The following is a 25239-nucleotide window of genomic DNA, read 5'->3' as shown; positions in this document are numbered from 1 at the left end:
TCAATCTGCCAGGTGTTAGATTGATCACGTTTCCAGCAATAATTCGCACGATTATATTCAAATCAAGCGGCGGATTTGGGAAACAGGGTTTTTTTATCAGCACTGGGACAATCAGGCGAGACGTCTTGTACCTCTACATAGAGACACTGAAACAGAGACTGGATGCCATCAACCAGCTGCGCGTCGATCGCGCTCTGGCTGCCATGGGACCATCGTTCCAACAGGTTTACAGTCTGCTGCCAACCTTATTACATTATCATCATCCGCTGATGCCGGGTTACCTTGAAGGTAACGTTCCACATGGCATCAGCTTTTACACGCCTGATGAAAGCCAGTCTGATTATCTTACTGATTTAGAACAAAAATCTGGATACTTTGCGGCCACACCTCCCCAGGGAGAACTGCCGATCACCGGCGTCTACTCCATGGGCAGCACCTCTTCCGTAGGGCAAAACCTGACCTCTGACCTGGATATCTGGGTCTGTCACCAGTCCTGGCTGGATAATGAAGAGCGGCTGGCGCTGCAGAAAAAATGCATCCTGCTGCAAAAATGGTGTGCGGCGATGGGCGTGGAAGCGAGCTTTTTCCTGATTGATGAAAATCGCTTCCGCCATAACGAAAGCGGCAGCCTCGGTGGCGAGGACTGCGGTTCAACGCAGCATATCCTGTTACTGGATGAATTTTACCGCACCGCCGTCCGGCTCGCCGGTAAGCGTATTCTGTGGAATATGGTGCCGGGCGAGGAAGAGGAGCACTACGACGACTACGTTATGTCACTCTACCAAAAGGGTGTACTGACCCCGAATGAGTGGCTTGACCTCGGCGGCCTGGATACGCTCTCTGCGGAAGAGTACTTTGGCGCCAGCCTGTGGCAGCTCTATAAAAGTATCGACTCGCCTTACAAAGCAGTGCTTAAAACGCTGCTGCTTGAAGCGTACTCCTGGGAATACCCCAGCACTAAATTGCTGGCGATGGATATTAAACAGCGCCTGCATGATGGTGAAATCGTCTCTTACGGCCTCGACCCTTATTGCATGATGCTGGAAAGGGTGACGCACTATCTCACCAGCATTGATGACCATGCGCGGCTTGACCTGGTTCGCCGCTGTTTCTATCTGAAAGTGTGTGAAAAGCTCTCGGTAGAGACCGAAAACTCAGGCTGGCGGCGTGAAATTCTTAACCAACTGGTGACGGAGTGGGGCTGGGATGCCGAGCGTCTTACCATTCTGGACAGCCGCGCGGACTGGAAGATTGGTCGCGTACGGGAAGCGCACAATGAACTGCTGGATGCGATGATGCAGAGTTATCGTAACCTGATCCGTTTTGCCCGCCGCAATAACCTGAGCGTCAGCGCCAGCCCGCAGGATATTGGCGTGTTGACCCGTAAGCTCTATGCGGCATTTGAAGCGCTGCCGGGTAAAGTGACCCTGGTGAACCCACAGATTTCACCCGATCTCTCTGAGTCTCATCTGACCTTTATTCATGTTCCGCACGGGCGCGCTAACCGCGCCGGCTGGTATCTCTATAACCAGTCGCCCGATATGCAGTCGATTATCAGCCATCAGCCGCTGGAATATAACCGTTATCTCAACAAGCTGGTGGCCTGGGCATGGTTCAACGGCCTGTTGACCAGCAAAACGCATCTGCATATTAAAGGCAATGAGACCTGCGATCTGGCCCGGCTGCAGGAGCTGGTGGCGGATGTCTCACACCATTTCCCGCTGCGTGTGCCTTCCCCCACGCCGAAAGCGCTCTACAGCCCGTGTGAAATTCGTCATCTGGCGATTATCGTCAACCTGGAATATGACCCGACGGCCGCCTTCCGTAATCAGGTGGTGCATTTTGATTTCCGCAAGCTGGATGTGTTCAGCTTTGGTCAGCAGCAGCAATGCCTGATTGGCAGTATCGATCTGCTCTATCGCAACTCGTGGAATGAGGTGCGAACGCTGCATTTCAACGGCGAGCAGGCGATGATTGAAGGGCTGAAAACGATCCTCGGCAAAATGCATCAGGATGCCGCCCCGCCAGATTCCGTTGAGGTGTTCTGCTACAGCCAGCATCTGCGTGGGTTGATCCGCACCCGCGTTCAGCAGCTGGTTTCAGAATGTATTGAGCTGCGCCTCTCCAGTACGCGTCAGGAACCGGGGCGTTTCAAGGCCGTCCGCGTTGCGGGGCAAACCTGGGGGCTGTTCTTTGAGCGCCTCAGCGTCTCTGTACAGAAGCTGGAAAACGCCGTGGAGTTCTACGGAGCTATCTCTAATAACAAACTGCACGGTTTGTCGATCAAGGTGGAAACTGACCAGTCTCGCCTGCCTGCGGTAGTGAACGGCTATGCCAGTGAAGGGCTTATTCAGTTCTTCTTTGAAGATACCAAAGACGATCGCGGCTTCAATATCTATATTCTGGATGAAACCAACCGGGTAGAGATCTATCACCACTGTGAAGGCAGTAAAGAGGAGCTTGTGCGTGACGTCAGCCGCTTCTACTCCTCTTCGCATGACCGTTTTACCTATGGTTCCAGCTTTATCAATTTCAATTTGCCGCAGTTCTATCAGATTGTGAACGTTGATAACCGTTTCCAGGTTATTCCTTTCCGTAGCCAGACGCTGGCCCAGCTTTGCGCCACCGTCCCGGATTACGATGCCAACGGCGACTACGCTCAGCGCTATCAAATGCATTGATGCTCTGCCGCGATAAGAGTGCTTTGACGGAACGCCTTCCGCCGCGATATGCATGCTTTGGCGGAATGGCTTCCGCCGCATTAAGAGTGCTTTTCCTGTTGCTTTTGGCACTTCACCTGCGATGATAGGCAATCAACAGGCACCGATAACGAGCAGAATAAGCATGAACAAAATGATTTGCCGGATGGCGCTGGTACTGGCTGTGGCCAGCCTGGCAGGTTGCGGACTGAAAGGACCTTTGTACTTCCCGCCGCAGGAACAGCCAAAGCAGCAAACAACTGACAGCAGTGACCAGGCTTCCTCCACCGATCGTTCCTCTGTCGAATCAACCTCAACCGACCAGAACAGCGGTACGGCGTCCGGTACCTCAACAAATCAGAGCTCAGCCACGATCTCTTCTCAGAATGGCACAGAGAGCGGAACCTCGACCACTGAAGCGGAAACGCCATCGGCTCAGTAAATTATGACGCACTCGTTGGAGCCAAAAATGCAGTTCTCCAAAATGCACGGTCTGGGCAATGACTTTATGGTTGTCGACGCCGTGACGCAAAACGTCTATTTCTCTCCAGAATTGATCCGGCGTCTGGCAGATCGTCATCTGGGGATCGGCTTCGATCAGCTGCTGATCGTTGAGCCGCCCTACGATCCCGATCTCGACTTTCATTACCGTATCTTCAATGCCGATGGCAGTGAAGTTGCCCAGTGCGGTAACGGCGCGCGCTGTTTCGCCCGTTTCGTGCGGCTGAAAGGGCTGACCAACAAGAGCGATATCCGCGTCAGTACACAAACGGGCCGTATGGTGCTCAGCGTGACGCAGGATGAACTGGTCTGCGTCAATATGGGCGAGCCCAATTTTGAACCGCAGCAGGTTCCTTTCCGCGCCAACAAAGCGGAAAACCTCTACCTGATGCGCGCGGCGGAACAGACGATCATGTGCGGCGTGGTATCAATGGGCAACCCGCACTGCGTACTGACCGTAGAGAATGTGAAAACCGCCGTCGTAGAGAGCCTGGGGCCGGTGCTGGAAAGCCACGAGCGTTTCCCGGAGCGGGTCAACGTCGGCTTTATGGAGATCGTGAGCCGCGAACATATTCGCCTGCGCGTTTATGAACGTGGCGCGGGAGAAACTCAGGCCTGCGGCAGCGGGGCATGTGCCGCCGTTGCGGTAGGTATTCAGCAGGCGCTGCTGGCGGAAAAAGTCCGTGTCGACCTGCCTGGCGGCAGCTTGAACATTGCCTGGAAAGGCCCGGGCCACCCGCTGTATATGACCGGACCTGCCACCCACGTTTATGACGGATTTATCCATTTATGAAAAATGTCGGAGAACAACAGGCGATCGGCGAGCTGCTGGACGATCGGGCCGTCAGCGACTTCCTGCTGCAAAATCCGGACTTCTTTATCCGCAATGCCCGCCAGGTCGAACAGATGCTGGTGCCGCACCCCGTCCGCGGCACGGTTTCTCTGGTTGAGTGGCAGCTGGCTCGCCAGCGCAACCACATCACCCAGTTGGAAGAAGAGATCACCCTGCTGATGGAGCAGGCCAGCGCCAACCAGCAGCTGTTCGCTCGCCTGTTATCTTTGCAGGCGCGCCTGGCTTCTGCCGACAGCCTGCACGATATGCTTAACCGGCTGCACCGCTGGGCGAGAGAGCTTGGTCTGGCGGGGGCGAATGTGCGTCTGTTCAGTGAAAAATGGCGCATCGGCGCACCTTCGGACTTTACTCAGCTGGCGCTTTCCCGTCCTGCTTTTGAGGCGGTGCGTATTCAGCGCCTGGGCAAACAGCAGCATTATCTGGGCAACCTTAACGGTCCCGAGCTGCTTTTACTGCTGCCTCAGGCCAAAGCGATCGGCTCGGTCGCCATGTCACTGATGGGCGAGCAGGGCGACCTGGGCGTGCTGATTTTCAGTAGCCGCGACAGCCAGCACTATCAGTCAGGAATGGGCACCGTGCTGTTGCAGCATTTGTCCCTGATGTTACCTGAACTCCTGACGCGCTGGATTGAACGCGCATGAGTAGCGACTCGCCGCTCCTGCCTGCCGTAGAGGGCTTCCTGCGCTACCTGAAGGTGGAGCGGCAGCTCAGCCCGCTTACGCAGACCAACTATCAGCGGCAGCTCTCTGCCTGCATTGCGTTGCTTGGCGAAATGAATCTCTCTGCCTGGGATAAGCTGGATGCTGCTCAGGTCCGGTCACTGGCGGCAAAAAGCCGCCGCGGTGGTCTGAAACCCGCCAGCCTGGCCTTGCGCCTTTCGGCGTTGCGCAGCTTCCTCGACTGGCAAATCAGCCAGGGCGTTCTTAAGGCCAATCCCGCCAAAGGGGTGGCGACGCCGCGCGCGCCGCGCCATCTGCCCAAAAATATTGACGTGGATGAAGTCAGCCGCCTGCTGGATATCGACTTAAACGATCCGCTGGCAGTGCGCGATCGCGCCATGCTGGAGATCATGTACGGTGCCGGCTTGCGTCTCTCCGAGCTGGTCGGAATTGATACCGGCCATCTGGATTTAGCCTCTGGCGAAGTCTGGGTAGTGGGGAAAGGCAGTAAAGAGCGGCGTCTGCCGATAGGCCGCACCGCCGTGCAGTGGATGGAGCACTGGCTGGCGATGCGCGAGCTGTTTGCGCCAGAGGACCAGGCGGTGTTTCTGTCAAAGCAGGGCAAACGCATGTCGGCCCGCAACGTACAGAAACGGTTTGCCGAGTGGGGCGTGAAGCAGGGCGTCTCCAGCCATATCCATCCGCATAAGCTTCGCCACTCCTTTGCCACGCATATGCTGGAGTCGAGCGGTGACCTGCGTGCGGTTCAGGAGCTGCTTGGCCATGCAAATCTCACCACCACGCAAATTTATACCCATCTTGACTTCCAGCACCTGGCGTCGGTTTACGATGCTGCCCATCCCCGTGCCAAACGAGGAAAATCGTGATGCACTTTTACCGACCGCTGCGCCCTGTGGCAGCGATGACTTTTGACCTGGACGACACGCTGTACGATAACCATCCGGTGATCCTGCGTACCACCAAAGAGTCCCATGCGTTTCTTCAGTCTTACCATCCGGCCCTGAATGAATTCAGCGTTGAACACTATCAGCAGCTGCGCGACAGCCTGCGCGAGCAGGAGCCGGAGATCTACCATGACGTCAGTGAATGGCGCCGGCGTGCGGTGGAGCTGGTGATGCTGAAAGCGGGACTCACTGCCCGTGAGGCTGATGAAGGTTCCCGGGCAGTGATGGCAAACTTCGCCCACTGGCGCAGCAAAATTGAGGTGCCGGAAGAGACGCACGTTACGCTGGCGGCGCTGGCAGAGCGTATCCCGCTGGTGGCGATCACCAACGGTAATGCGGAACCTCACCTGTTTGGCCTGGATAAATATTTTAAATTTATCCTGCGTGCCGGGCCGGACGGGCGCGCCAAGCCTTATGAAGATATGTACCACGCGGCCGCTGAAAAGCTCAATCTGCCATTGAAAAGCATCCTTCATGTGGGCGATGATCTGACCACTGACGTGGCAGGTTCAGTGCGCTGCGGCATGCAAGCCTGCTGGATCAATTTGCATAACGGCAACCTGCGGCATATTGCGGATGCGCGTCTGCTTCCCACGCTGGAAATTTCGCAGTTGGCATCGCTGACTGCACTGATATAATAAACTGGTTAAATATCCAGTGGAGCGCCTGTCGCTCCCCCTTTCCTGACGGTGCCTATGGACGTTTCAGACCTGCTAGACAGCTTAAATGACAAACAACGCGAGGCCGTAGCCGCGCCGCGCAGCAATTTGCTGGTGCTGGCAGGGGCTGGCAGCGGCAAAACCCGCGTGCTGGTTCACCGGATTGCCTGGCTGCTGGCGGTAGAGAACTGCTCTCCCTATTCCATTATGGCGGTGACCTTTACCAACAAGGCCGCAGCGGAGATGCGCCACCGCATCGAGCAGCTGATCGGCACCAGTCAGGGCGGGATGTGGATCGGGACCTTCCACGGGCTGGCACACCGCCTGCTGCGTGCGCACCACCTGGATGCCAACCTGCCGCAGGATTTCCAAATCCTCGACAGCGAAGATCAGCTGCGGCTGCTGAAGCGCCTGATTAAAGCGATGAACCTGGATGAGAAGCAGTGGCCCGCGCGCCAGGGCATGTGGTACATCAACGGCAAAAAAGATGAAGGCTTAAGGCCGAAGCATATCGAAAGCTACGGCAACCCCATCGAGCAAACCTGGCTGCGGATCTATCAGGCTTATCAGGAAGCGTGCGATCGTGCCGGACTGGTCGATTTCGCCGAGCTGCTGCTGCGCGCCCATGAACTCTGGCTCAATAAGCCGCATATCCTTAACCACTACCGCGAGCGCTTCACCAACGTGCTGGTGGACGAATTCCAGGATACCAACAACATTCAGTACGCCTGGATCCGCATGCTGGCGGGCGACAGCGGAAAAGTGATCATTGTTGGCGATGACGATCAGTCGATTTATGGCTGGCGTGGGGCGCAGGTAGAGAACATTCAGCGTTTCCTCAACGACTTCAGGGGGGCGGAAACGATCCGTCTGGAGCAGAACTACCGCTCCACCAACAATATTCTGAAAGCGGCGAACGCCCTGATTGCCAATAACAGCGGTCGTCTTGGTAAAGAGCTGTGGACGGACGGCAGTGACGGCGAGCCGATCGCTATCTACTGCGCCTTCAATGAGCTGGATGAAGCCCGTTTCGTGGTGAACCGCATCAAGGTCTGGATGGAGAAGGGCGGTGCGCTGAACGACTGCGCTATTCTCTACCGCAGCAACGCCCAGTCGCGCGTGCTGGAAGAGGCGCTGTTGCAAACCAGCATGCCTTACCGGATCTATGGCGGTATGCGCTTCTTCGAGCGTCAGGAAATTAAGGACTCTCTGGCTTATCTGCGGCTGATCGCTAACCGCAATGATGATGCGGCGTTCGAGCGCGTAGTGAATACCCCCACGCGTGGCATCGGTGACCGGACGCTGGATGTGGTCAGGCAGACCGCTCGTGAACGCCAGCTTACCTTGTGGCAAAGTTCGCGCGCGCTGCTGCAGGAAAAGGCGCTGGCGGGCCGTGCGGCCTCTGCGCTGCAACGCTTTACTGAGCTGGTGGATTCACTGGCACAGGAAACCAGCGAGATGCCGCTGCATGTGCAGACCGACCGGGTGATCAAAGATTCCGGCCTGTGGCTGATGTATGACCAGGAGAAGGGCGAGAAGGGCCAGGCGCGAATTGAAAACCTTGAGGAGCTGGTGAACGCCACGCGGCAGTACAGCTATCAGGATGAAGATGAAGATCTGATGCCGCTGCAGGCTTTCCTCTCTCATGCTGCGCTGGAGGCGGGCGAAGGTCAGGCCGATAAGTGGCAGGATGCCGTGCAGCTGATGACCCTGCACTCCGCCAAAGGGCTGGAATTCTCACAGGTCTTTATCGTCGGCGTGGAAGAGGGGATGTTCCCCAGCCAGATGTCGCTGGATGAGGGCGGCAGGCTGGAAGAAGAGCGTCGTCTCGCTTATGTTGGCGTAACGCGCGCCATGCAGAAGCTCACGCTCACCTATGCGGAAACCCGCCGGCTCTATGGCAAAGAGGTCTATCATCGCCCTTCACGCTTTATCGGCGAGCTGCCGGTTGAGTGTGTGGAAGAGGTGCGCCTGCGGGCCAGCGTTACCCGCCCGGTAAATCATCAGCGGATGGGGACGCCGGTGGCGCAGAATGACACCGGCTTCAAATTAGGCCAGCGGGTGCGGCACGCCAAGTTTGGCGAAGGCACCATCGTTAATCTGGAAGGCAGCGGCGAACACAGCCGTCTGCAGGTCGCTTTTCAGGGCCAGGGCATTAAGTGGCTGGTGGCCGCTTACGCCAAACTTGAAACCGTCTAAGCCCCTGTCGGCGGGACGGATTTTTTCGTCCCGTTCGGCTGTTAACCTTTGCTAACGCTTGTCAATATTTGGCGCACATTTATCCCGGCTCTGATGTTGACGCCATTTTCAGCACAGCGTAACATGCGCGCACCATAACCCTGAGAGGACATTCGCCTTGGACACACCCAGTAGATACTGGCTCATTGACCTGTTCAGCAGGTACAACTCCTAAGGCTATCCTCTTCTGCCGATAGCCTTCGTGGTTGTTGGCGACTCCCGCATCTCCGTCGCTCTGAGTCAGATTAGTCACTGACTGAAACCTCTGTTTCCCGTGTACAAGCGCTTTGTCCCATTTATGACCGTGAATTGGGAGTACAGCTATGCTGAGCGCATTTAAACTCGATCAAAGCCGCTTAACCCGCCTTGAGCTGGAAGAACCTGACGATGAGCTGACCAGTTCGGTATGGGTTGACCTGATCGAACCCGAAGAGAACGAGCGCGATCGCGTCCAGAACGAACTGGGCCAGAGCCTGGCGACCCGTCCTGAACTGGAAGACATTGAGGCTTCGGCGCGTTTCTTCGAAGATGAAGACGGGCTGCATATCCACTCCTTTTTCTTTTATGAAGATGCGGAAGACCATGCCGGTAACTCCACGGTGGCGTTTACCATTCGTGAAGGTCGCCTTTATACCCTTCGTGAGCGGGAACTGCCTGCGTTTCGCCTTTACAGGATGCGCGCCCGTAACCAGGTACTGATTGACGGCAACGCCTACGAATTACTGCTGGATCTGTTTGAAACCAAAATCGAACAGCTGGCTGATGAAATCGAAAACATCTACAGCGATCTGGAAAAGCTAAGCCGGGTGATCATGGAAGGGCACCAGGGCGATGAGTTTGATGCGGCACTCTCAACGCTGGCAGAACTGGAAGATATCGGCTGGAAGGTGCGTTTATGTCTGATGGATACGCAGCGCGCGCTGAACTTCCTGGTGCGCAAGGCGCGGCTGCCGGGCAATCAGCTGGAGCAGGCGCGGGAAATACTGCGCGATATCGAATCCCTGCTGCCGCACAATGAATCGCTGTTTCAGAAGGTTAACTTCCTGATGCAGGCGGCGATGGGCTTTATCAATATCGAACAGAACCGCATCATCAAGATCTTCTCGGTGGTCTCGGTGGTCTTTCTGCCGCCAACGCTGGTCGCTTCCAGCTACGGGATGAACTTTGAGTTTATGCCCGAGCTGAAATGGAGCTTCGGCTATCCGGGTGCGATAGCGCTGATGATCCTGGCGGGGCTGGCCCCCTATGCCTACTTCAAGCGTAAGAACTGGCTTTAACGCCGCGCTGCAAAAACTGAACCCCGCTTATGCGGGGTTTTTTTATCTCTCAACTTGCGGTGATAGCGGCGGGCCTGCGCTTCAGCGTCCAGACGGCATCGAAAATGAACAGCGCCAGCGCTGCCCAGATAAAGGCAAAGGTCACGGCTTTATCCTGCGTCAGCTGTTCGCCGTAGAAGATCACCGCCAGCAGGAACATCAGCGTGGGGCCCAGATACTGGAAAAAGCCCACGGTGGAGAGCCGTAACCGGCTGCAGGCCGCGGTGAACAGCATCAGCGGAATAGTGGTGATTACACCAGCGGCAATTAGCAGCAGGTTAAGTGACCACGGATTCTGGTCAAGATGACTGGTGGGACTGTCCGCAATGCCGAACAGATAGAGAGCCGCCACCGGCAGCAGCCAGCTGGTTTCAATCAGCATACCGGTTTGCGCATCCACCCCAATCTTTTTCCGTATCAGACCATATAATGAAAAAGTCACGGCCAGGCCAAGTGCAACGATCGGCACCGAGCCAAACTTCCACAGCTGCACCAGTACGCCACAGGCGGCGAGCGCTACCGCCAGCCACTGCATCCAGCGGAAGCGCTCTTTCAGGAACAGCATCCCCACCAGCACGTTCAACAGGGGATTAATGAAGTAGCCCAGGCTGGCTTCCAGCATATGGTGATTATTAACCGCCCAGATAAAAATCAACCAGTTCCCACAGACTACCGTAGCGGAAACCGCCAGCAGCAGCACCTTTTTCGGCTGCTGCAGGATCAGCTTCACTTTGCCCCAGTTACGGCTCAGGCTGACCAGCAGCAGCATAAAAAAGAAGGACCAGATCACCCGATGAGTGATGATCTCGCCCGGAGCAACCTGCTGGAGCAGTTTGAAATAGGCTGGTGCAATGCCCCAGATGAAATAAGCGCCGAGAGCAAAGAAGATCCCCTGTCGGGTTTGTTGCGCATCCATGTAATGTGGCTCCGTAGAGAACAATGATTGAGATAGGGATAATTAGGCTGGCTCACCAGCTAACCGGTAAGATAAGTGGCGGTTGCGCTGGCAATATACACGCCCGCATCGTTATGCAGCTCTACACGGGCGACGGAAACTTTATTCCCACCGCGCAGCAGGCTGCTGGTAGCGATAAACCTTTCGCCGCGCCCCGGTCGAAGATAATCAACGCGCAGATCAATTGTGCCCATTCTGGAAAGGCGCTGCCGTAGCTCCTCTTCCGTGATGCTCTCCTGGCGGGTCAGCGCACTGGTTACGCAGACTAATCCCGCTGCCACATCCAGCACCGAAGCAATCACGCCGCCGTGCAAAATTTTCTGGGCGGCATTTCCCACCAGTTTGCTCTGGTTAGCAAAACTCAGCTCAGCATAGTCCGGCTCAAGCCTCTCCAGTTTCAGGCCCAACGCCTGATTAAAAGGCATGTCACAGACAAAAATATCACCGATCAGGCGGCGTGCAGCCTCCTGAGCCAGAGGAACAGCAGAGTTCATGAAAAGTCCTCACAAAAAATGGTCGCTACAGAATAACAGAGTGTCTGTGCCAGACCAGAGCGCGCTTTTATTTACAAAAACAGCGCTAATCTCCGTACCGGTTTCTGTGTAGAATGGCGTGCTTTTTATCCACTTATCCCGTTTCTGTTCTGGAGAACATTATGCCTATGCTGAGAGGATTGCTGGCAGCAGCCTTCCTGTTTCCCACGTTAGTTCTGGCACAAGAAGCCACGGTTACCGAGGTCCACGACCAGCCCGCCGTGCGTGGCAGTATTATCGCTAACCTGTTGGAAAAGCATGACAATCCTTTCGTTCTTTTCCCTTACGAAAGCAACTACGTTCTCTATACGGACACCAGCAATATCAACAAAGAGGCTATCGAGAGCTATAACTGGGCAGACACCGCCAAGCATGATGAAGTAAAATTCCAGCTCAGTCTGGCCTTTCCCCTGTGGCGTGGCATTTTGGGTGACAACTCGGTGCTGGCAGCCTCGTATACTCAGGGATCGTGGTGGCAGCTCTCTAACCGTGCCGGTTCTTCGCCGTTTCGCGAAACCGACTATCAGCCGCAGATTTTTCTGGGCTGGGCGACAGATTATAGCTTCGCTGGCTGGACACTGCGAGATGTGGAAACGGGCCTGAACCATCAGTCAAACGGGCGCTCTGAACCCACTTCACGCAGCTGGAACCGGGTCTACGCCCGCCTGATGGCGCAGAACGGCAACTGGATGGTAGAAGCTAAACCCTGGTACCGCATTCCAGAAAGTGAAAATGATGATGATAACCCGGATATCACCAAGTACATGGGGTATTATCGTCTGACCGTTGGCTATCAATGGGGCGAAAGCATTTTCAGCGTTAAGAGCAACTATAACTGGAATAGCGGCTACGGCGGCGCGGAAATGGGCTGGAGCTACCCGATCACTAACCACGTTCGTTTCTATACCCAGGTGTTCAGCGGCTACGGCGAATCGCTGATTGACTATAACCACCGCCAGACGCGCGTGGGTGTGGGTGTGATGCTGAACGACCTGTTTTAATGCCTTTCCGGTGAGCGACTCAAGTTCGCTCACCCATCATCAGATTTGGGGAATACGTGTCTACGGCTGCAGTAATCAATCAGGAAGCGCTGGCGGAACAGGTACTGCAAGAGACCTTCGGCTACCAGCACTTTCGCCCAGGACAACAATCCATTATTCAGGCTTCGCTGAAAGGGCGTGACTGTCTGGTCGTGATGCCGACCGGCGGCGGTAAGTCACTCTGCTATCAAATTCCGGCGCTGGTCAGAGAGGGCCTGACCCTGGTGGTTTCTCCGCTGATCTCACTGATGAAAGATCAGGTGGATCAGCTGCTGGCCAACGGCGTGTCCGCCGCCTGTCTCAACTCTTCGCAGAACCGTGAAGAGCAGCAGGAGGTGATGGCTGGATGCCGTACGGGACGGATCAGGCTGCTCTATATCGCGCCAGAACGTCTGATGATGGACAATTTTCTCGATAACCTGCTGCACTGGAATCCGGCGATGCTGGCCGTGGATGAGGCGCACTGTATTTCTCAGTGGGGACATGATTTCCGTCCTGAGTACGGTGCGCTGGGCCAGCTTCGTCAGCGCCTGCCTGATGTGCCGGTGATGGCGCTGACGGCAACAGCCGATGAAACGACGCGAAACGATATCGCGCGGCTGCTGCAGTTAAACGATCCGCTGATCCAGATCAGCAGCTTTGACCGCCCCAATATCCGCTACACGCTGGTGGAAAAATTCAAGCCTACCGAGCAGCTGCTGCGCTATGTGCAGGATCAGCGCGGTAAGTGCGGCATCATCTATTGTAACAGCCGGGCGAAGGTGGAAGACACGGCCGCCAGGCTGCAAAGCCGTGGGCTGAGCGTCGGCGCTTATCATGCCGGGATGGATAACGCTCATCGCGCGCAGGTCCAGGAAGCGTTTCAGCGTGACGACCTGCAAATTGTCGTGGCGACCGTCGCCTTTGGTATGGGCATTAATAAACCCAACGTGCGTTTTGTGGTGCACTTCGATATCCCGCGTAATATTGAGTCCTACTATCAGGAAACCGGCCGTGCCGGTCGTGATGGCCTGCCCGCGGAAGCGCTGATGCTGTACGACCCGGCGGATATGGCCTGGCTGCGTCGCTGCCTGGATGAAAAAGCGCCGGGTCCGTTACAGGATATTGAACGGCATAAGCTCAATGCGATGGGCGCCTTTGCTGAAGCGCAAACCTGCCGTCGTCTGGTCTTGTTGAACTACTTCGGTGAAGGGCGTCAGCAGCCTTGCGACAACTGCGATATCTGTCTGGATCCGCCGCGTCGTTATGACGGGCTGGTAGAGGCGCAGAAAGCGCTCTCCGGCATTTATCGCGTAGGGCAGCGCTTTGGCATGGGCTATATCGTTGAGGTGCTGCGTGGGGCGAATAATCAGCGCATCCGCGATATGCAGCACGATAAATTACCCGTCTACGGTATCGGTAAAGATCAGAGCAATGAGCACTGGGTGAGCGTGCTGCGCCAGCTGATCCACCTCGGGCTGGTGACGCAGAACATTGCCATGCACTCGGCGTTACAGCTGACGGAAGCGGCCCGTCCGATCTTACGCGGCGAAGCGCCGCTGATGCTGGCGGTGCCAAGGCTGGTCAGCGTTAAGCCCCGTAATAACAGCCAGAAATCTTTTGGCGGCAACTATGACCGCAAGCTGTTCGCCAAGCTGCGAAAATTGCGTAAAGCGATTGCCGATGAGGAAAACATTCCCCCCTATGTCGTCTTTAACGATGCCACGCTGATAGAGATGGCTGAACAGCTGCCGATCACCGCGTCAGAGATGCTGAGTATTAACGGCGTAGGTCAGAGAAAACTGGAGCGATTTGGCAAGCCTTTCCTGGTGATGATTAAAGAACATATTGATGATGAAGAGTAGTTTCCCTGGATAAAGAGTCAAAGGAGCAGAGAAAATGATGTTATTCCTGACGGTGGCGCTGGTTCACTTTGTGGCGTTGATGAGTCCGGGACCGGACTTCTTTTTCGTGTCGCAAACTGCGGTCAGCCGCTCCAGAAAGGAAGCGATGCTGGGCGTTACCGGGATCACCCTGGGCATTGTTATCTGGGCGGGCGTGGCGCTGATGGGGCTGAACCTGATCCTGCAGCAGATGGCCTGGCTGCATCAGCTGATCATGGTCGGCGGCGGGCTTTACCTGCTATGGATGGGCTGGCAGATGCTGCGCTCTGCGCGCCAGCAGCACAGGCAGGCCACTCAGCCAGATGCCCCAACGGTCGTGCTGCCGAAAAAGGGCAAAACTTTCCTGAAAGGCTTTCTCACCAACCTCTCTAACCCAAAAGCGGTAATCTACTTTGGCAGCGTATTCTCTCTGTTTGTCGGGGATGATGTGGGAGCGGGGGAGCGCTGGGGGCTGTTTTTACTGATCGTCGGGGAAACGTTTGTCTGGTTCAGCCTGGTGGCCAGCATCTTTGCCCTGCCAGCGATGCGTCAGGGTTATCAGCGTCTGGCAAAATGGATTGATGGTTTTGCGGGTCTCCTGTTTGCCGGTTTTGGCATCCACCTGATCCTTTCACGCTAATGTTTCAGGCCGGGTGACTGACCCGGCCTGACACTCTCAGGCAATGCGCCTTGCCGAGGCCAGCAGCGCGCCTACCGCCATAAACATTCCGCCAAACGTTCTGTTCAGCAATTTCATCTGACGCGGCCCTTTGATCCACCCGGCAATGCGTTTAGCCAACATGGCGTAGCCAATCATCACGATGATATCGACCACCACCGTCGTCACGCCCAATACCAGATACTGCACAGCCTGCGGCTGATGAGGAAGGATGAACTGCGGGAACAGCGCCGCCAGGAAAACAATGCTTTTCGGGTTAGTCAGGTTCACCAGAACCGCGCGCTTAAACAGCTTTCTGCGCGGCATCGCTTTTGCCACCGCCTGCAGATCGATGCCACCGGCAGAGCGCCACTGCTGAATGCCCAGCCAGACCAGATAGGCAGCCCCGGCCCACTTCAGGATCTCAAAAGCCAGCAGAGATTGTGAGAAGAGGGCGCCCAGGCCAATGCCCACCAGCAGGATGTGCAGTGACAGGCCAACCTGCAGGCCGGAAATGGAGGCCACTGCGCCACGATAGCCGTGGCTGATGCCGGTACTCATGGTATTGATCGCCCCGGAACCGGGTGAAAGACTTAAGATGCTGGTGGTTAAAAGATAAGCCAGCCACCATTCGATGGTCATGGGTAACGCTCCCTGATAGCGCAGAAGTATGACACAATACGTCATTGTTTGCGGTTGCGCTACGGAATGAGATTATCCCTTCCGGGTGGTGAAAAGGGAGTAAGGGCTGAAGCCGATGACGAGTCAAAAAAAGGGCTGGCCAACGCGTGAAAAAGCGTTTGCTGCTTTTGCTACGGGGCCGCTGCTGGACTTCTGGCAGCAGCGTGAAGAGCGCGAATTCACCGGCGTGGAAAACGTCAAAATACGCTATGTCCGTTTCACTTCTGCACGTCACGACAAAGTTATCCTGCTCTGTCCGGGAAGGATCGAAAGCTATGTGAAATATCCTGAGCTGGCCTATGATCTGTTTCAGTGCGGTTATGACATCATCATTATTGACCATCGTGGTCAGGGCCGCTCTGGCCGCCTGCTGCAGGATTCTCACCGGGGTCACGTCGAAGCGTTTGACCATTATGTCGACGATTTGCAAACGCTTTATCGCAGGGAAGTGGCTGGCGGCCATTACCGGCACCGTTATGCGCTGGCTCACTCCATGGGCGGGGCAATTTTAACGCTGATGCTGGCAAGAGAACCTGCGGCTTTTGACGCGGTGGTGCTGGCTTCGCCGATGTTCGGTATCTTTCTCCCGATGCCGGTCTGGATGGCGAACCGCATCCTGGAGTGGGCTGAGAAACGCCCGGCGCTGCGGGACGGTTATGCCATCGGCACCGGAAAATGGCGTGCCAGACCTTTTGGCATCAATGAACTGACCCACAGCCGTGAGCGCTACCGGCGCAACCTGCGTTTCTATGCTGATGACCCCGGCCTGCGCGTGGGCGGCCCAACCTATCATTGGGTGCGTGAAGGGATGCAGGCCGGGCAGAGTATTATCAGCCGGGCGAAGGAGATCGCCACACCGCTACTGCTGTTGCAGGCCGGTGCGGACAAGGTGGTGGATAACCGGGCTCAGGATCTGTTTTGTCAGGCTATGACCGCCGCGGGGCAGCCCTGTGAAGGGGGAAAACCGCAGGTTATTGCAGGCGCGCGTCATGAGATCTTGTTTGAAAAAGACAGCATGCGTGCCGAAGCGCTGGAAGCCATCGTGGCGTTTTTCTCCAGGCATTGATTTTGCACTACTCAGATGTGACTCAGTAGCGGGCCAGCCAGACTGCCCGATAACAGACTAACCAGAGGTTTTATGTACCCTATTGTTGCTTCCGATCTTGACGGCACGCTGTTGTCACCGGATCACCGTTTATCTCCTTTCGCCCGTGAAACGCTGCAGCTGATGACTCGCAAGGGGGTGAATTTTATCTTCGCCACCGGCCGTCACTACATTGATGTGGCGCAAATGCGGGACAGTCTGGGGATTGACGCTTTTATGATCACCTCTAACGGCGCGCGCGTGCACAACACCGCTGGCGAGCTGGTTTTCAGCCACAATCTGGATGAAGACATTGCCCGCGAGCTGTTTGCGCTGCATCACAGCCATGAGGATATTTTTACCAACGTCTACCGCGATGAAGAGTGGTTCCTGAACCGTAACCGTCCTGAAGAGATGGATTTCTTCCGCGAGTCTGACTTCAATTACCAGATCTATGAGCCAGGTTCGCTGGCAACGGATGGCATCAGCAAGGTGTTCTTTACCTGTGGTAAACCTGAGCTGCTGATCCCGCTCGAGGAGGCGCTGGTGGCTCGCTGGGGCGATCGCGTTAACGTCAGCTTCTCGCTGCCGACCTGTCTGGAAGTGATGGCGGGCGGGGTGTCGAAAGGCCATGCGCTGGACGCCGTTGCCCGCTCTCTGGGCTTTGGCCTGAAAGAGTGCATCTCCTTTGGTGACGGTATGAATGATAAAGAGATGCTGACCATGGCTGGCAAGGGGTGCATCATGAGCAATTCGCACCATCGTCTGAAAGATCTGCTGCCGGAGCTGGAAGTGATTGGATCCAATGCGGATAACGCTGTGCCCCACTATCTGCGTAAGCTTTACAACGTGTAGCCAGCCATCTTCCGCCCAGGCGCACCGGGGCGGAAGAGGTTTACTGATGCAGGAAGTGAACTGCTTTATCAGGGAAATCAGTGAATAAGCCGTCTACGTTAGCCTGGTTGTAGAGCACATCGTAGAGCTGATCGACATTATCTACCCAAGCGGGAAGCTGGTCTGCCCGGACGGTATAAGGATGAACCACCATTCTGGCCTGGTGCGCTTCTTTCACCATCCCGGTCAGACGAATATGACCCTTAGTCGATGTCGCCGCCACCAGCATATGATAATCCGGCCCAATTCCATCGGCGTACTCAGCCACTTGCTTCATGGCGCCAGGTTTAAACATCCAGTCGTAGCTGTAGTTCACCCATTTGCCGTTCTGCTGCTCCTGCGTCTCTTTCGAGCTGGTTTCAGTGATTAACTGGACCAGCTTGAGGTTCATCCCTCGCTGTGGCTCCAGCTCCGTTTTGATCCGCTTCACTTCGTTGTAATCAAAACACTGCAGGTACACAGGATCTTTTTTATCGCTGTAACCGTACTTCTTCAGGACATCGAGCACTTTAGCGGAGATATCTTTGCCCTCCTGGCGATGAAACCAGGGCGCTTTAATCTCCGTGTAAATCCCGATGTTTTTACCTGTAGAGTAATTCAGTCCCTGAATGAATTCGATCTCCTCCTCAAAGGTGTGGACGCGGAAGTCAGATTTCCCCAGAGGAAAGCGTTTTGGGAACGTCTGCTTTTTCCTGCCGTTCTCTACGGTAAACCCTTCTGAGAATTTCAGGCCTTTAATCTCGGCCAGCGTGAAGTCGATAGCGTAGTAACGTCCATCCTTTCTGGCACGGGTAGGATAACGGTCGGCAACATCTGTCACACGATCAAGGTAATGATCGTGCAGCACGACTAACCGGTCATCTTTGGTCATGACCAAATCCTGCTCCAGAAAGTCCGCTCCCTGGGCATAGGCCATCGCCTTGGCAGGAAGCGTATGTTCCGGCAAATAGCCGCTGGCTCCCCGATGGGCAATAACAATTTTGTCCGACTGCGCAGCCATAGCGCAGAGTGAAGAGGCCATCAGGATGGTGGCCACGACTGTTTTAATTAACATGGACTCTCCCGTTATTCCGCCTGCTTCAGCTGCTGTTTATGCTTGTTTTCACTCAGCATAGTTAACACCAGCAACAGCACAGCCAGTACACAGCCGCCAATCATGATGATAAAGCCTCCGTCCCAGCCGAAAAAGTCTACGGTATAGCCGACGATAGCGCTGGCTGCCACAGAGCCGCCCAGGTAACCAAATAAACCGGTAAACCCTGCCGCTGTTCCGGCCGCTTTTTTCGGAGCCAGCTCTAACGCATGCAGGCCAATCAGCATGACAGGCCCATAAATCAGGAAGCCGATGGCGATCATACAAGCCATATCAATGCCGGGATTACCTGCCGGGTTCATCCAGTAGATTACGGTGGCAATGGTGACCAACACCATAAAGAATACGCCGGTGGCGCCACGATTGCCTTTAAAGACTTTGTCAGACATCCAGCCACACAGCAGCGTGCCGGGGATCCCTGCATATTCATAGAAAAAGTAAGCCCAGGAGGATTTATCCAGCGCGAAATGCTTCACTTCTTTCAGGTAAGTAGGTGACCAGTCAAGAATGCCGTAACGCAGCAGATAGACAAACACGTTCGCCAGCGCGATATACCACAGCAATTTATTCGGCAAAATATATTGCATAAAGATTTGCCTGGCGGTCAGCTCTTCTTCATGTTTTTCATCATAGTCCGGCGGATAATCATTTTTGTACTCTTCAATCGGCGGCAGGCCGCAGGATTGCGGCGTATCGCGCATCATGGCAAAGGCAAAGAGGGCAATCACGATAGCGCCAAAGGCTGGCATATAGAGCGCCGCTTTCCAGTCGTTAAACCACGCCATGCCCAGCAAGAACAGCAGAGGAGGAATGCCGCCGCCTACGTTATGCGCGCAGTTCCAGACGGAAACCACCCCTCCGCGCTCTTTTTGCGACCACCAGTGCACCATAGTGCGGCCACAGGGAGGCCATCCCATTCCCTGAAACCAGCCGCATAAAAACAGCAGCACGAACATCACCATAATGCTGGAGGTGGCCCAGGGGACGAACCCCATAAAGAGCATAACCGCGGCGGCCAGGATCAACCCGGCAGGCAAAAAGACTCTGGGGTTAGAGCGGTCAGAGACCGAGCCCATGATAAATTTTGAAAAGCCGTAGGCGATAGAGATGCCAGAGAGCGCAAACCCGAGGTCGCCACGGGAAAAACCCTGCTCAATCAGATAGGGCATGGCGAGAGCAAAGTTTTTGCGAACCAGATAATAGGCAGCATAACCGAAGAAAATTCCCAGGAAAATTTGCCAGCGCAGCTTGCGGTAGAGCGGATCTACCTTGCCGGCCTCTACACGAGGCTGGTGAGGGGCTGGCTTAAAAATACTTAACATGTGAGCCTCCGATGGGCGGTTTATTCTCTTTTTAGCGCCTTATGGCGCGTCATAACGAAAGGATTGCCGGAAAAACGGACACAATGTTCCTTTTCGCGCAAAGAATAGGCGTAAAACGCTCAGCAGACTGTGAAGCGAAACTCAAATGTTACATTTTTATGACAAAAAAACCGTATCTGTGAATTAGCGCGACAAAACGTGTCAGGCTTGTGAAGGGGGAATGATAAAAAGTTGGGTTTGGAAAGCGTTAAGAAAATGACTTTCGTTAGCGAACATCTTTCAAAGCCACAGTGCAGATGTATTTTAAATGCTCAGATGTAAACCAAATAATTCCCTGTGACTTCGTGCATTTCGCTACACTACGGCCACTTTTCACTGCAGAGTTTTTATTGTGACGTTACTGATTGTCACCACAATCTTGTGGGCATTTTCTTTCAGCCTGATAGGTGAATACCTGGCCGGGCAGGTAGACAGCGTGTTTTCCGTACTGGTTCGCCTGCTGCTGGCAGCGGTAGTATTCCTGCCCTTTTTGCGCTGGAAAGGCTACCGGCCTTCCACGCTGCTGCTCTATATGGGCGTTGGCGCTTTACAGCTCGGGGTGATGTATCTGGTGAGTTTCCAGGCCTATCTCTACCTCAGCGTGTCAGAATTTCTGCTGTTTACCGTGATGACGCCGCTCTATGTCACGCTGATTTACGATCTTCTGAAAGGGCGCGGCGTGCGCTGGGGATATGCCCTGAGCGCGCTGCTGGCGGTGGGCGGTGCAGCCATCATCCGTTATGACAAGGTGAGCGAACATTTCTGGTTCGGCCTGATGCTGGTACAGCTGGCAAACATTATCTTTGCTGTCGGTATGGTGGGCTATAAACGGTTGCAGGAGATCCGTCCGATGCCACAGCATACCGCCTTCTCCTGGTTCTACCTTGGGGCGGCGTTAATCGCGGTGCTGGCCTGGTTCCTGTGGGGGAATCCGCAAAAGCTACCCACGACCTCCCTCCAGTGGGGCATTCTGATCTGGCTGGGCGTTGTCGCTTCAGGATTAGGCTATTTCATGTGGAACTACGGCGCGACGCAGGTGGATGCCGGGACGTTGGGGATTATGAACAATATGCATGTGCCTGCAGGCCTGTTGGTCAACCTGGCTATCTGGCAGCAGCAGCCGCACTGGCCAAGTTTTATCATTGGCGCAGCGGTCATTTTCGCTTCTCTGTTAGTCCACCGACACTGGGTTATTAAAAACCGGTAATCGGCATCCGCTTCCGGAAACTGTAAAGGGCAGCAGAGTGCTGCCCTTTACGCATTATTTCGCTTTTACCGCCGGGCGGATCTTCTGCGTTAACCCTTTAAGGAAGTTACGCAGGATCTGGTCGCCGCATTCGCGGTAATTTTTATGGCCAGGCTTACGGAAGATAGCGCCAATCTCAGACTGACCTACGGCAAAGTCCGCCAGCTTGAGGGTCTCAAGAATGTCAGTGGTTTTCAGATCAAACGCAACACGCAGCTTCTTCATGATGATGTTGTTAGTCATTTTGCGTTCGATAGAGGGGGCAGGGGCCTCTTCGCTCTTTCCGCGACGCTGGAAAATCAGGCCGTTCAGGAAGTAGCCCATAATCACATCCGGGCAGTCGCGGTAGCCTGGCTCATCCTCTTTTTTCAGGAAACTGTGCACTTCCGCTTCGCTGACCTCGGTTTCTGCCAGCGCCAGGATCGCTACGACCTGGGCATCGCTTAAATCCAGCATGTAGCGCACGCTGCGCAGAACATCATTATTCGTCATAAAAATCTCATCAGGGATCAAAGTCTGTTGGGCGCATTATAGAGACAAATGGCCCCTGATGCAGGAAAACCCGCCAGAGATTAAGCGGGAGAGATAAATCAGGAGTGAGCCAGCGTACCAGGCAGGGGCGTCCCGGGTTGGGAAGCATCTTTCACGCGGGGTAAATGGTCACAGGCATGCTGGCGGGCAGAGCGGATAAAAGCCTCGGTAACCGGCTGACGCTGCTCGCCATCGCGGACGGCGGCATAAAGGCGGCTCCATAGCCCTTCACCCAACGTTTTGGTAACCACCACGCCCTGATTTTCAAAGCTTTCTACCACCCAGTGAGGCAGCGCGGCAATGCCCATGCCTGCCGACACCATCTGAATTAACAGCAGCGTATTATCAACGCTTTTCAGCGCCGGGCTGACGCCCGCGGGCTGTAAAAAGTGTCGCCAGATATCCAGACGCTGGCGCTGAACCGGATAAATCATCAGCACTTCGTTAGCCAGATCCTCAGGGGAGATATGCTCAACTTGCGCCAGAGCGTGGTCCGGCGCCAGCACCAGCCTTACTTCAAAATCAAACATCGGTGAATAGAACAGCCCGCTGCGCGGCAGAATATCGGAAGTAAGAACCAGATCCAGCTCGCCCTGCTGCAGGGCTGGTTGCGGGTCAAACGTGACTCCCGATTTGAAATCCATCACCACCTGCGGCCAGCTCTGGCGAAAATTATTCAGCGCGGGCGTCAGCCACTGGATACAGCTGTGGCACTCAATGGCGATGCGCAGCGTGGTCTGGTGCGGCTCATGACACGCCTGAAGCGCCTGCTGAATTTGCGGCAGCACCTGCTCCGCCAGCTGCAGCAGGATCTCTCCCTGCGGCGTGAAGCGTAACGGCTGGCTCTTGCGCACGAACAGACGGAAGCCCAGACGCTGTTCCAGGTCGCTGAACTGATGAGATAACGCCGACTGCGTTTGATGTAGCTGGGCTGCTGCTGCTGCCAGTGAGCCGGTTGTCCGCAGCGCCTGCAGCGTTCGCAGGTGTTTAAGTTCGATCATGAGAGTCCTTCACAACGACAGTGAACAATTTGCGCTTGTGGTTACTACAGTACCTGCGGATTATAGATGTGTAAACATCTGGACGTCTAAAAGCCTGATTGCAACCACAACGGGCAGCAACTGAGGAAAGCGCTGATGACCATTCTGAACCATACACTCGGATTTCCCCGCGTCGGCCTGCGTCGCGAACTGAAAAAGGCCCAGGAAAGCTACTGGGCAGGCACCACGTCTCAGGAAGAACTGCTGGCCGTGGGGCGCGAATTACGTGCCCGCCACTGGCAGCAGCAGCGGCAGGCGGGTGTGGATTTGGTGCCGGTGGGAGACTTCGCCTGGTACGATCACGTTCTGACAACCAGCCTGCTGCTGGGCAATGTCCCGGCCCGCCATCAAAATAAAGATGGCTCGGTCGATTTGGATACCCTGTTCCGCCTGGGCCGTGGTCGCGCGCCAACCGGCGAACCCGCAGCCGCAGCCGAGATGACAAAATGGTTCAACACTAACTATCACTATATGGTGCCGGAATTCACCAAAGGCCAGCAGTTTAAGCTGAGCTGGAGGCAGATCCTGGAAGAGGTGGATGAAGCGCTGGCGCTGGGGCATAAGGTGAAACCTGTGCTGCTGGGTCCGGTAACCTATCTGTGGCTGGGTAAAGTAAAGGGCGAACAGTTTGACCGCCTGAGCTTGCTGAACGACATTCTGCCGGTATATCAGCAGGTGCTGGCTGAGCTGGCAGCGCGCAATATCGACTGGGTGCAGATTGATGAGCCAGCGCTGGTTCTGGAACTGCCTCAGTCGTGGCTGGATGCCTTTAAGCCAGCTTATGAAGCGCTGCAGGGATCCACAAAACTGCTGCTCACTACCTATTTTGAAAGCGCCGGTACCAACATTGACACTATCCGTACGCTGCCGGTTCAGGGCCTGCACGTTGACCTGGTCCATGGCAAAGATGATATCGCTGAGCTGAACAGAAAAATCCCGGCAGAGTGGTTGCTCTCCGTAGGCGTTATCAATGGCCGCAATGTCTGGCGCGCCGATCTCAGCAGCTGGTTTGAACGTCTTCAGCCGCTGCTGGCCCAACGCCAGCAGCTCTGGATAGGTTCATCCTGTTCATTGCTGCACAGTCCTATCGATCTCAGCACCGAAACGCGTCTGGATGATGAGGTGAAAAGCTGGTTCGCCTTCGCGCTGCAAAAGTGTGCCGAGCTTTCGCTGCTGAGTCATGCGTTAAACAACAACGATCCGCAGTCGCTGGAAGCGTGGAGCGCGCCCATCCGCGCCCGTCGCCACTCACCCCGCGTGCATAATGCGGCGGTTGGCAAACGGCTGGCTGGCATCACGCCTGAAGAGAGCCTGCGCAATAACAGCTACGCCGTGCGGGCAGAAGCCCAGCGTAAGCGCTTCCAGCTGCCCGCCTGGCCGACCACCACCATTGGCTCTTTCCCGCAGACTACTGAGATCCGTGGTTTGCGTCTGGACTTCAGACAGGGTCGGCTGGATAGCAGCCACTACCGCACCGGCATTGCTGAACATATTAAGCAGGCCATTGCCGAACAGGAGCGCCTGGGGCTGGACGTGCTGGTGCACGGTGAAGCTGAACGTAATGACATGGTTGAGTATTTTGGTGAGAATCTGGACGGTTTCGCCTTCACGCAAAACGGCTGGGTGCAGAGTTACGGTTCGCGCTGCGTGAAGCCGCCGGTGATCATTGGTGACGTCAGCCGCCCGCAAGCGATCACCGTTGAGTGGGCGAAGTATGCGCAGTCTCTGACCGATAAACCGGTTAAAGGTATGCTGACCGGCCCGGTGACTATCCTTTGCTGGTCATTCCCCCGCGAAGACGTTACCCGGGAAACCATCGCAAAACAGATCGCTCTGGCGCTGCGGGATGAGGTGGCAGATCTCGAGAAAGCGGGGATTGGCATTATTCAGATTGATGAGCCTGCCTTGCGTGAAGGGCTGCCGCTTCGTCAGTCGGACTGGGCTGCCTATCTGGAGTGGGCAGTCGATGCGTTCCGCCTCAACGCCGCTGTGGCGCAGGATGACACCCAAATTCATACCCATATGTGTTACTGCGAGTTTAACGACATCATGGACTCTATCGCCGCACTGGATGCGGACGTGATCACCATCGAAACCTCACGTTCCGATATGGAACTGCTGGAGTCGTTTGAGGAATTTGATTATCCGAATGACATTGGACCGGGCGTTTACGATATTCACTCGCCAAATGTGCCAGAGGTGGAGTGGATAGAGGCGCTGCTGCTGAAAGCGGCAAAACGCATCCCGACGGAGCGTTTGTGGGTAAACCCGGATTGCGGTTTGAAAACGCGGGGCTGGCCGGAAACCCGCCAGGCTCTGGCTAATATGGTTCAGGCGGCGCAAAACCTGCGTAAGATCGAAGCCTGATTTT

General features: G+C 55.4%; 23 protein-coding genes. 16 read left to right on the top strand and 7 right to left on the bottom strand.

Annotated elements, in window-relative coordinates:
* Window positions 1-125 precede the first annotated feature (125 nt).
* The 9 genes from Q3V30_RS20240 (at window position 126) to corA (ending at window position 9851) form a co-directional block, all read left to right on the top strand.
* Complete coding sequence (locus tag Q3V30_RS20240; RefSeq protein WP_306208896.1) at window positions 126-2681, top strand: class I adenylate cyclase; 2556 nt, start codon at window positions 126-128, stop codon at window positions 2679-2681.
* 163 nt (window positions 2682-2844) lie between these two features.
* Window positions 2845-3141: an LPS translocon maturation chaperone LptM gene (gene lptM / locus Q3V30_RS22785; protein ID WP_428979220.1), complete on the top strand. Its 297-nt coding sequence runs from the start codon at window positions 2845-2847 to the stop codon at window positions 3139-3141.
* Between the two features lie 27 nt (window positions 3142-3168).
* Window positions 3169-3993: a diaminopimelate epimerase gene (gene dapF / locus Q3V30_RS20230; RefSeq protein WP_306208894.1), complete on the top strand. Its 825-nt coding sequence runs from the start codon at window positions 3169-3171 to the stop codon at window positions 3991-3993.
* Window positions 3990-4694, top strand: coding sequence for a DUF484 domain-containing protein (locus tag Q3V30_RS20225; RefSeq protein WP_306208892.1), 705 nt, complete (start codon window positions 3990-3992; stop codon window positions 4692-4694). The genes dapF and Q3V30_RS20225 overlap by 4 nt, the downstream gene beginning before the upstream one ends.
* Window positions 4691-5599 carry a tyrosine recombinase XerC gene (xerC, locus tag Q3V30_RS20220; protein WP_306208890.1) on the top strand — a complete coding sequence of 303 codons (909 nt, stop codon included), beginning with the start codon at window positions 4691-4693 and terminating at the stop codon, window positions 5597-5599. The genes Q3V30_RS20225 and xerC overlap by 4 nt, the downstream gene beginning before the upstream one ends.
* Window positions 5599-6315, top strand: a complete 717-nt coding sequence (gene yigB / locus Q3V30_RS20215; RefSeq protein WP_306208888.1) for a 5-amino-6-(5-phospho-D-ribitylamino)uracil phosphatase YigB — start codon at window positions 5599-5601, stop codon at window positions 6313-6315. Before xerC ends, yigB begins: the two co-directional genes overlap by 1 nt.
* Window positions 6316-6372: 57 nt before the next feature.
* Complete coding sequence (uvrD, locus tag Q3V30_RS20210; RefSeq protein ID WP_306208886.1) at window positions 6373-8535, top strand: DNA helicase II; 2163 nt, start codon at window positions 6373-6375, stop codon at window positions 8533-8535.
* Between the two features lie 157 nt (window positions 8536-8692).
* A complete protein-coding gene (ysgD, locus tag Q3V30_RS22780; RefSeq protein ID WP_428979272.1) occupies window positions 8693-8749 on the top strand; it encodes a YsgD/CorL family protein in 57 nt (18 codons plus the stop codon).
* A gap of 148 nt (window positions 8750-8897) precedes the next feature.
* Window positions 8898-9851: a magnesium/cobalt transporter CorA gene (gene corA, locus Q3V30_RS20205; RefSeq protein WP_306208885.1), complete on the top strand. Its 954-nt coding sequence runs from the start codon at window positions 8898-8900 to the stop codon at window positions 9849-9851.
* Window positions 9852-9900: 49 nt separating this feature from the next.
* Here corA and rarD read toward each other — a convergent pair whose 3' ends face one another.
* Together rarD and Q3V30_RS20195 are read right to left on the bottom strand one after the other, a co-directional pair.
* Window positions 9901-10806, bottom strand: coding sequence for an EamA family transporter RarD (rarD, locus tag Q3V30_RS20200; protein WP_306208884.1), 906 nt, complete (start codon window positions 10804-10806; stop codon window positions 9901-9903).
* Window positions 10807-10865: 59 nt separating this feature from the next.
* Window positions 10866-11339 (bottom strand): thioesterase family protein, encoded by a 474-nt coding sequence (locus Q3V30_RS20195; protein WP_306208883.1) that lies wholly within the window; start codon window positions 11337-11339, stop codon window positions 10866-10868.
* 161 nt (window positions 11340-11500) lie between these two features.
* Here Q3V30_RS20195 and pldA point away from each other — a divergent pair, with 161 nt between their 5' ends.
* The 3 genes from pldA to rhtC are packed head-to-tail and all read left to right on the top strand — an operon-like array spanning window position 11501 to window position 14920.
* Window positions 11501-12379, top strand: a complete 879-nt coding sequence (gene pldA / locus Q3V30_RS20190; protein ID WP_306208881.1) for a phospholipase A — start codon at window positions 11501-11503, stop codon at window positions 12377-12379.
* 56 nt (window positions 12380-12435) lie between these two features.
* Window positions 12436-14262, top strand: coding sequence for an ATP-dependent DNA helicase RecQ (gene recQ, locus Q3V30_RS20185; RefSeq protein ID WP_306208879.1), 1827 nt, complete (start codon window positions 12436-12438; stop codon window positions 14260-14262).
* Between the two features lie 34 nt (window positions 14263-14296).
* A complete protein-coding gene (gene rhtC, locus Q3V30_RS20180; RefSeq protein ID WP_306208876.1) occupies window positions 14297-14920 on the top strand; it encodes a threonine export protein RhtC in 624 nt (207 codons plus the stop codon).
* A gap of 36 nt (window positions 14921-14956) precedes the next feature.
* On the opposite strand, the gene rhtB is transcribed toward rhtC, so the two are convergent.
* Entirely contained in the window at window positions 14957-15580 is a 624-nt protein-coding gene (gene rhtB, locus Q3V30_RS20175) for a homoserine/homoserine lactone efflux protein (RefSeq protein WP_306208874.1), read from the bottom strand.
* A gap of 115 nt (window positions 15581-15695) precedes the next feature.
* On the opposite strand from rhtB, the gene pldB reads away from it, so the two are divergent.
* On the top strand, window positions 15696-16685 hold the full coding sequence (gene pldB, locus Q3V30_RS20170) for a lysophospholipase L2 (protein ID WP_306208872.1): 990 nt from the start codon (window positions 15696-15698) through the stop codon (window positions 16683-16685).
* Window positions 16686-16757: 72 nt separating this feature from the next.
* Entirely contained in the window at window positions 16758-17558 is an 801-nt protein-coding gene (gene yigL / locus Q3V30_RS20165; RefSeq protein WP_306208870.1) for a sugar/pyridoxal phosphate phosphatase YigL, read from the top strand.
* Between the two features lie 40 nt (window positions 17559-17598).
* Here the strand turns inward: yigL and glpQ are convergent, their stop codons facing one another.
* Window positions 17599-18651, bottom strand: a complete 1053-nt coding sequence (gene glpQ / locus Q3V30_RS20160; protein ID WP_306208868.1) for a glycerophosphodiester phosphodiesterase — start codon at window positions 18649-18651, stop codon at window positions 17599-17601.
* Between the two features lie 11 nt (window positions 18652-18662).
* Window positions 18663-20012 carry a glycerol-3-phosphate transporter gene (gene glpT, locus Q3V30_RS20155; RefSeq protein ID WP_306208866.1) on the bottom strand — a complete coding sequence of 450 codons (1350 nt, stop codon included), beginning with the start codon at window positions 20010-20012 and terminating at the stop codon, window positions 18663-18665.
* A 391-nt stretch (window positions 20013-20403) separates the two neighbouring features.
* Here glpT and Q3V30_RS20150 point away from each other — a divergent pair, with 391 nt between their 5' ends.
* Window positions 20404-21258 carry a carboxylate/amino acid/amine transporter gene (locus Q3V30_RS20150; RefSeq protein WP_306208863.1) on the top strand — a complete coding sequence of 285 codons (855 nt, stop codon included), beginning with the start codon at window positions 20404-20406 and terminating at the stop codon, window positions 21256-21258.
* 54 nt (window positions 21259-21312) lie between these two features.
* On the opposite strand, the gene Q3V30_RS20145 is transcribed toward Q3V30_RS20150, so the two are convergent.
* Together Q3V30_RS20145 and metR are read right to left on the bottom strand one after the other, a co-directional pair.
* Entirely contained in the window at window positions 21313-21789 is a 477-nt protein-coding gene (locus Q3V30_RS20145) for a YehS family protein (protein ID WP_306208862.1), read from the bottom strand.
* Between the two features lie 98 nt (window positions 21790-21887).
* Window positions 21888-22829 carry an HTH-type transcriptional regulator MetR gene (gene metR / locus Q3V30_RS20140; protein WP_306208860.1) on the bottom strand — a complete coding sequence of 314 codons (942 nt, stop codon included), beginning with the start codon at window positions 22827-22829 and terminating at the stop codon, window positions 21888-21890.
* A 135-nt stretch (window positions 22830-22964) separates the two neighbouring features.
* On the opposite strand from metR, the gene metE reads away from it, so the two are divergent.
* Entirely contained in the window at window positions 22965-25235 is a 2271-nt protein-coding gene (metE, locus tag Q3V30_RS20135) for a 5-methyltetrahydropteroyltriglutamate--homocysteine S-methyltransferase (RefSeq protein WP_306208858.1), read from the top strand.
* The last annotated feature ends 4 nt before the right edge of the window (window positions 25236-25239 follow it).

The organism is Erwinia pyri (genome assembly GCF_030758455.1).
GTDB classification, from domain to species: domain Bacteria; phylum Pseudomonadota; class Gammaproteobacteria; order Enterobacterales; family Enterobacteriaceae; genus Erwinia; species Erwinia pyri.
This window is presented reverse-complemented; position numbering and strand designations above follow the sequence as displayed.

What these genes read in the sequence shown, in the direction of transcription:
- lptM (WP_428979220.1), top strand. Translation starts at nt 2,845, where the DNA reads ATGAACAAAATGATTTGCCGGATGGCGCTGGTACTGGCTGTGGCCAGC.
- dapF (WP_306208894.1), top strand. Translation starts at nt 3,169, where the DNA reads ATGCAGTTCTCCAAAATGCACGGTCTGGGCAATGACTTTATGGTTGTC.
- Q3V30_RS20225 (WP_306208892.1), top strand. Translation starts at nt 3,990, where the DNA reads ATGAAAAATGTCGGAGAACAACAGGCGATCGGCGAGCTGCTGGACGAT.
- xerC (WP_306208890.1), top strand. Translation starts at nt 4,691, where the DNA reads ATGAGTAGCGACTCGCCGCTCCTGCCTGCCGTAGAGGGCTTCCTGCGC.
- yigB (WP_306208888.1), top strand. Translation starts at nt 5,599, where the DNA reads ATGCACTTTTACCGACCGCTGCGCCCTGTGGCAGCGATGACTTTTGAC.
- uvrD (WP_306208886.1), top strand. Translation starts at nt 6,373, where the DNA reads ATGGACGTTTCAGACCTGCTAGACAGCTTAAATGACAAACAACGCGAG.
- corA (WP_306208885.1), top strand. Translation starts at nt 8,898, where the DNA reads ATGCTGAGCGCATTTAAACTCGATCAAAGCCGCTTAACCCGCCTTGAG.
- rarD (WP_306208884.1), bottom strand. Translation starts at nt 10,806, where the DNA reads ATGGATGCGCAACAAACCCGACAGGGGATCTTCTTTGCTCTCGGCGCT.
- Q3V30_RS20195 (WP_306208883.1), bottom strand. Translation starts at nt 11,339, where the DNA reads ATGAACTCTGCTGTTCCTCTGGCTCAGGAGGCTGCACGCCGCCTGATC.
- pldA (WP_306208881.1), top strand. Translation starts at nt 11,501, where the DNA reads ATGCCTATGCTGAGAGGATTGCTGGCAGCAGCCTTCCTGTTTCCCACG.
- rhtC (WP_306208876.1), top strand. Translation starts at nt 14,297, where the DNA reads ATGATGTTATTCCTGACGGTGGCGCTGGTTCACTTTGTGGCGTTGATG.
- rhtB (WP_306208874.1), bottom strand. Translation starts at nt 15,580, where the DNA reads ATGACCATCGAATGGTGGCTGGCTTATCTTTTAACCACCAGCATCTTA.
- pldB (WP_306208872.1), top strand. Translation starts at nt 15,696, where the DNA reads ATGACGAGTCAAAAAAAGGGCTGGCCAACGCGTGAAAAAGCGTTTGCT.
- yigL (WP_306208870.1), top strand. Translation starts at nt 16,758, where the DNA reads ATGTACCCTATTGTTGCTTCCGATCTTGACGGCACGCTGTTGTCACCG.
- glpQ (WP_306208868.1), bottom strand. Translation starts at nt 18,651, where the DNA reads ATGTTAATTAAAACAGTCGTGGCCACCATCCTGATGGCCTCTTCACTC.
- glpT (WP_306208866.1), bottom strand. Translation starts at nt 20,012, where the DNA reads ATGTTAAGTATTTTTAAGCCAGCCCCTCACCAGCCTCGTGTAGAGGCC.
- Q3V30_RS20145 (WP_306208862.1), bottom strand. Translation starts at nt 21,789, where the DNA reads ATGACGAATAATGATGTTCTGCGCAGCGTGCGCTACATGCTGGATTTA.
- metR (WP_306208860.1), bottom strand. Translation starts at nt 22,829, where the DNA reads ATGATCGAACTTAAACACCTGCGAACGCTGCAGGCGCTGCGGACAACC.
- metE (WP_306208858.1), top strand. Translation starts at nt 22,965, where the DNA reads ATGACCATTCTGAACCATACACTCGGATTTCCCCGCGTCGGCCTGCGT.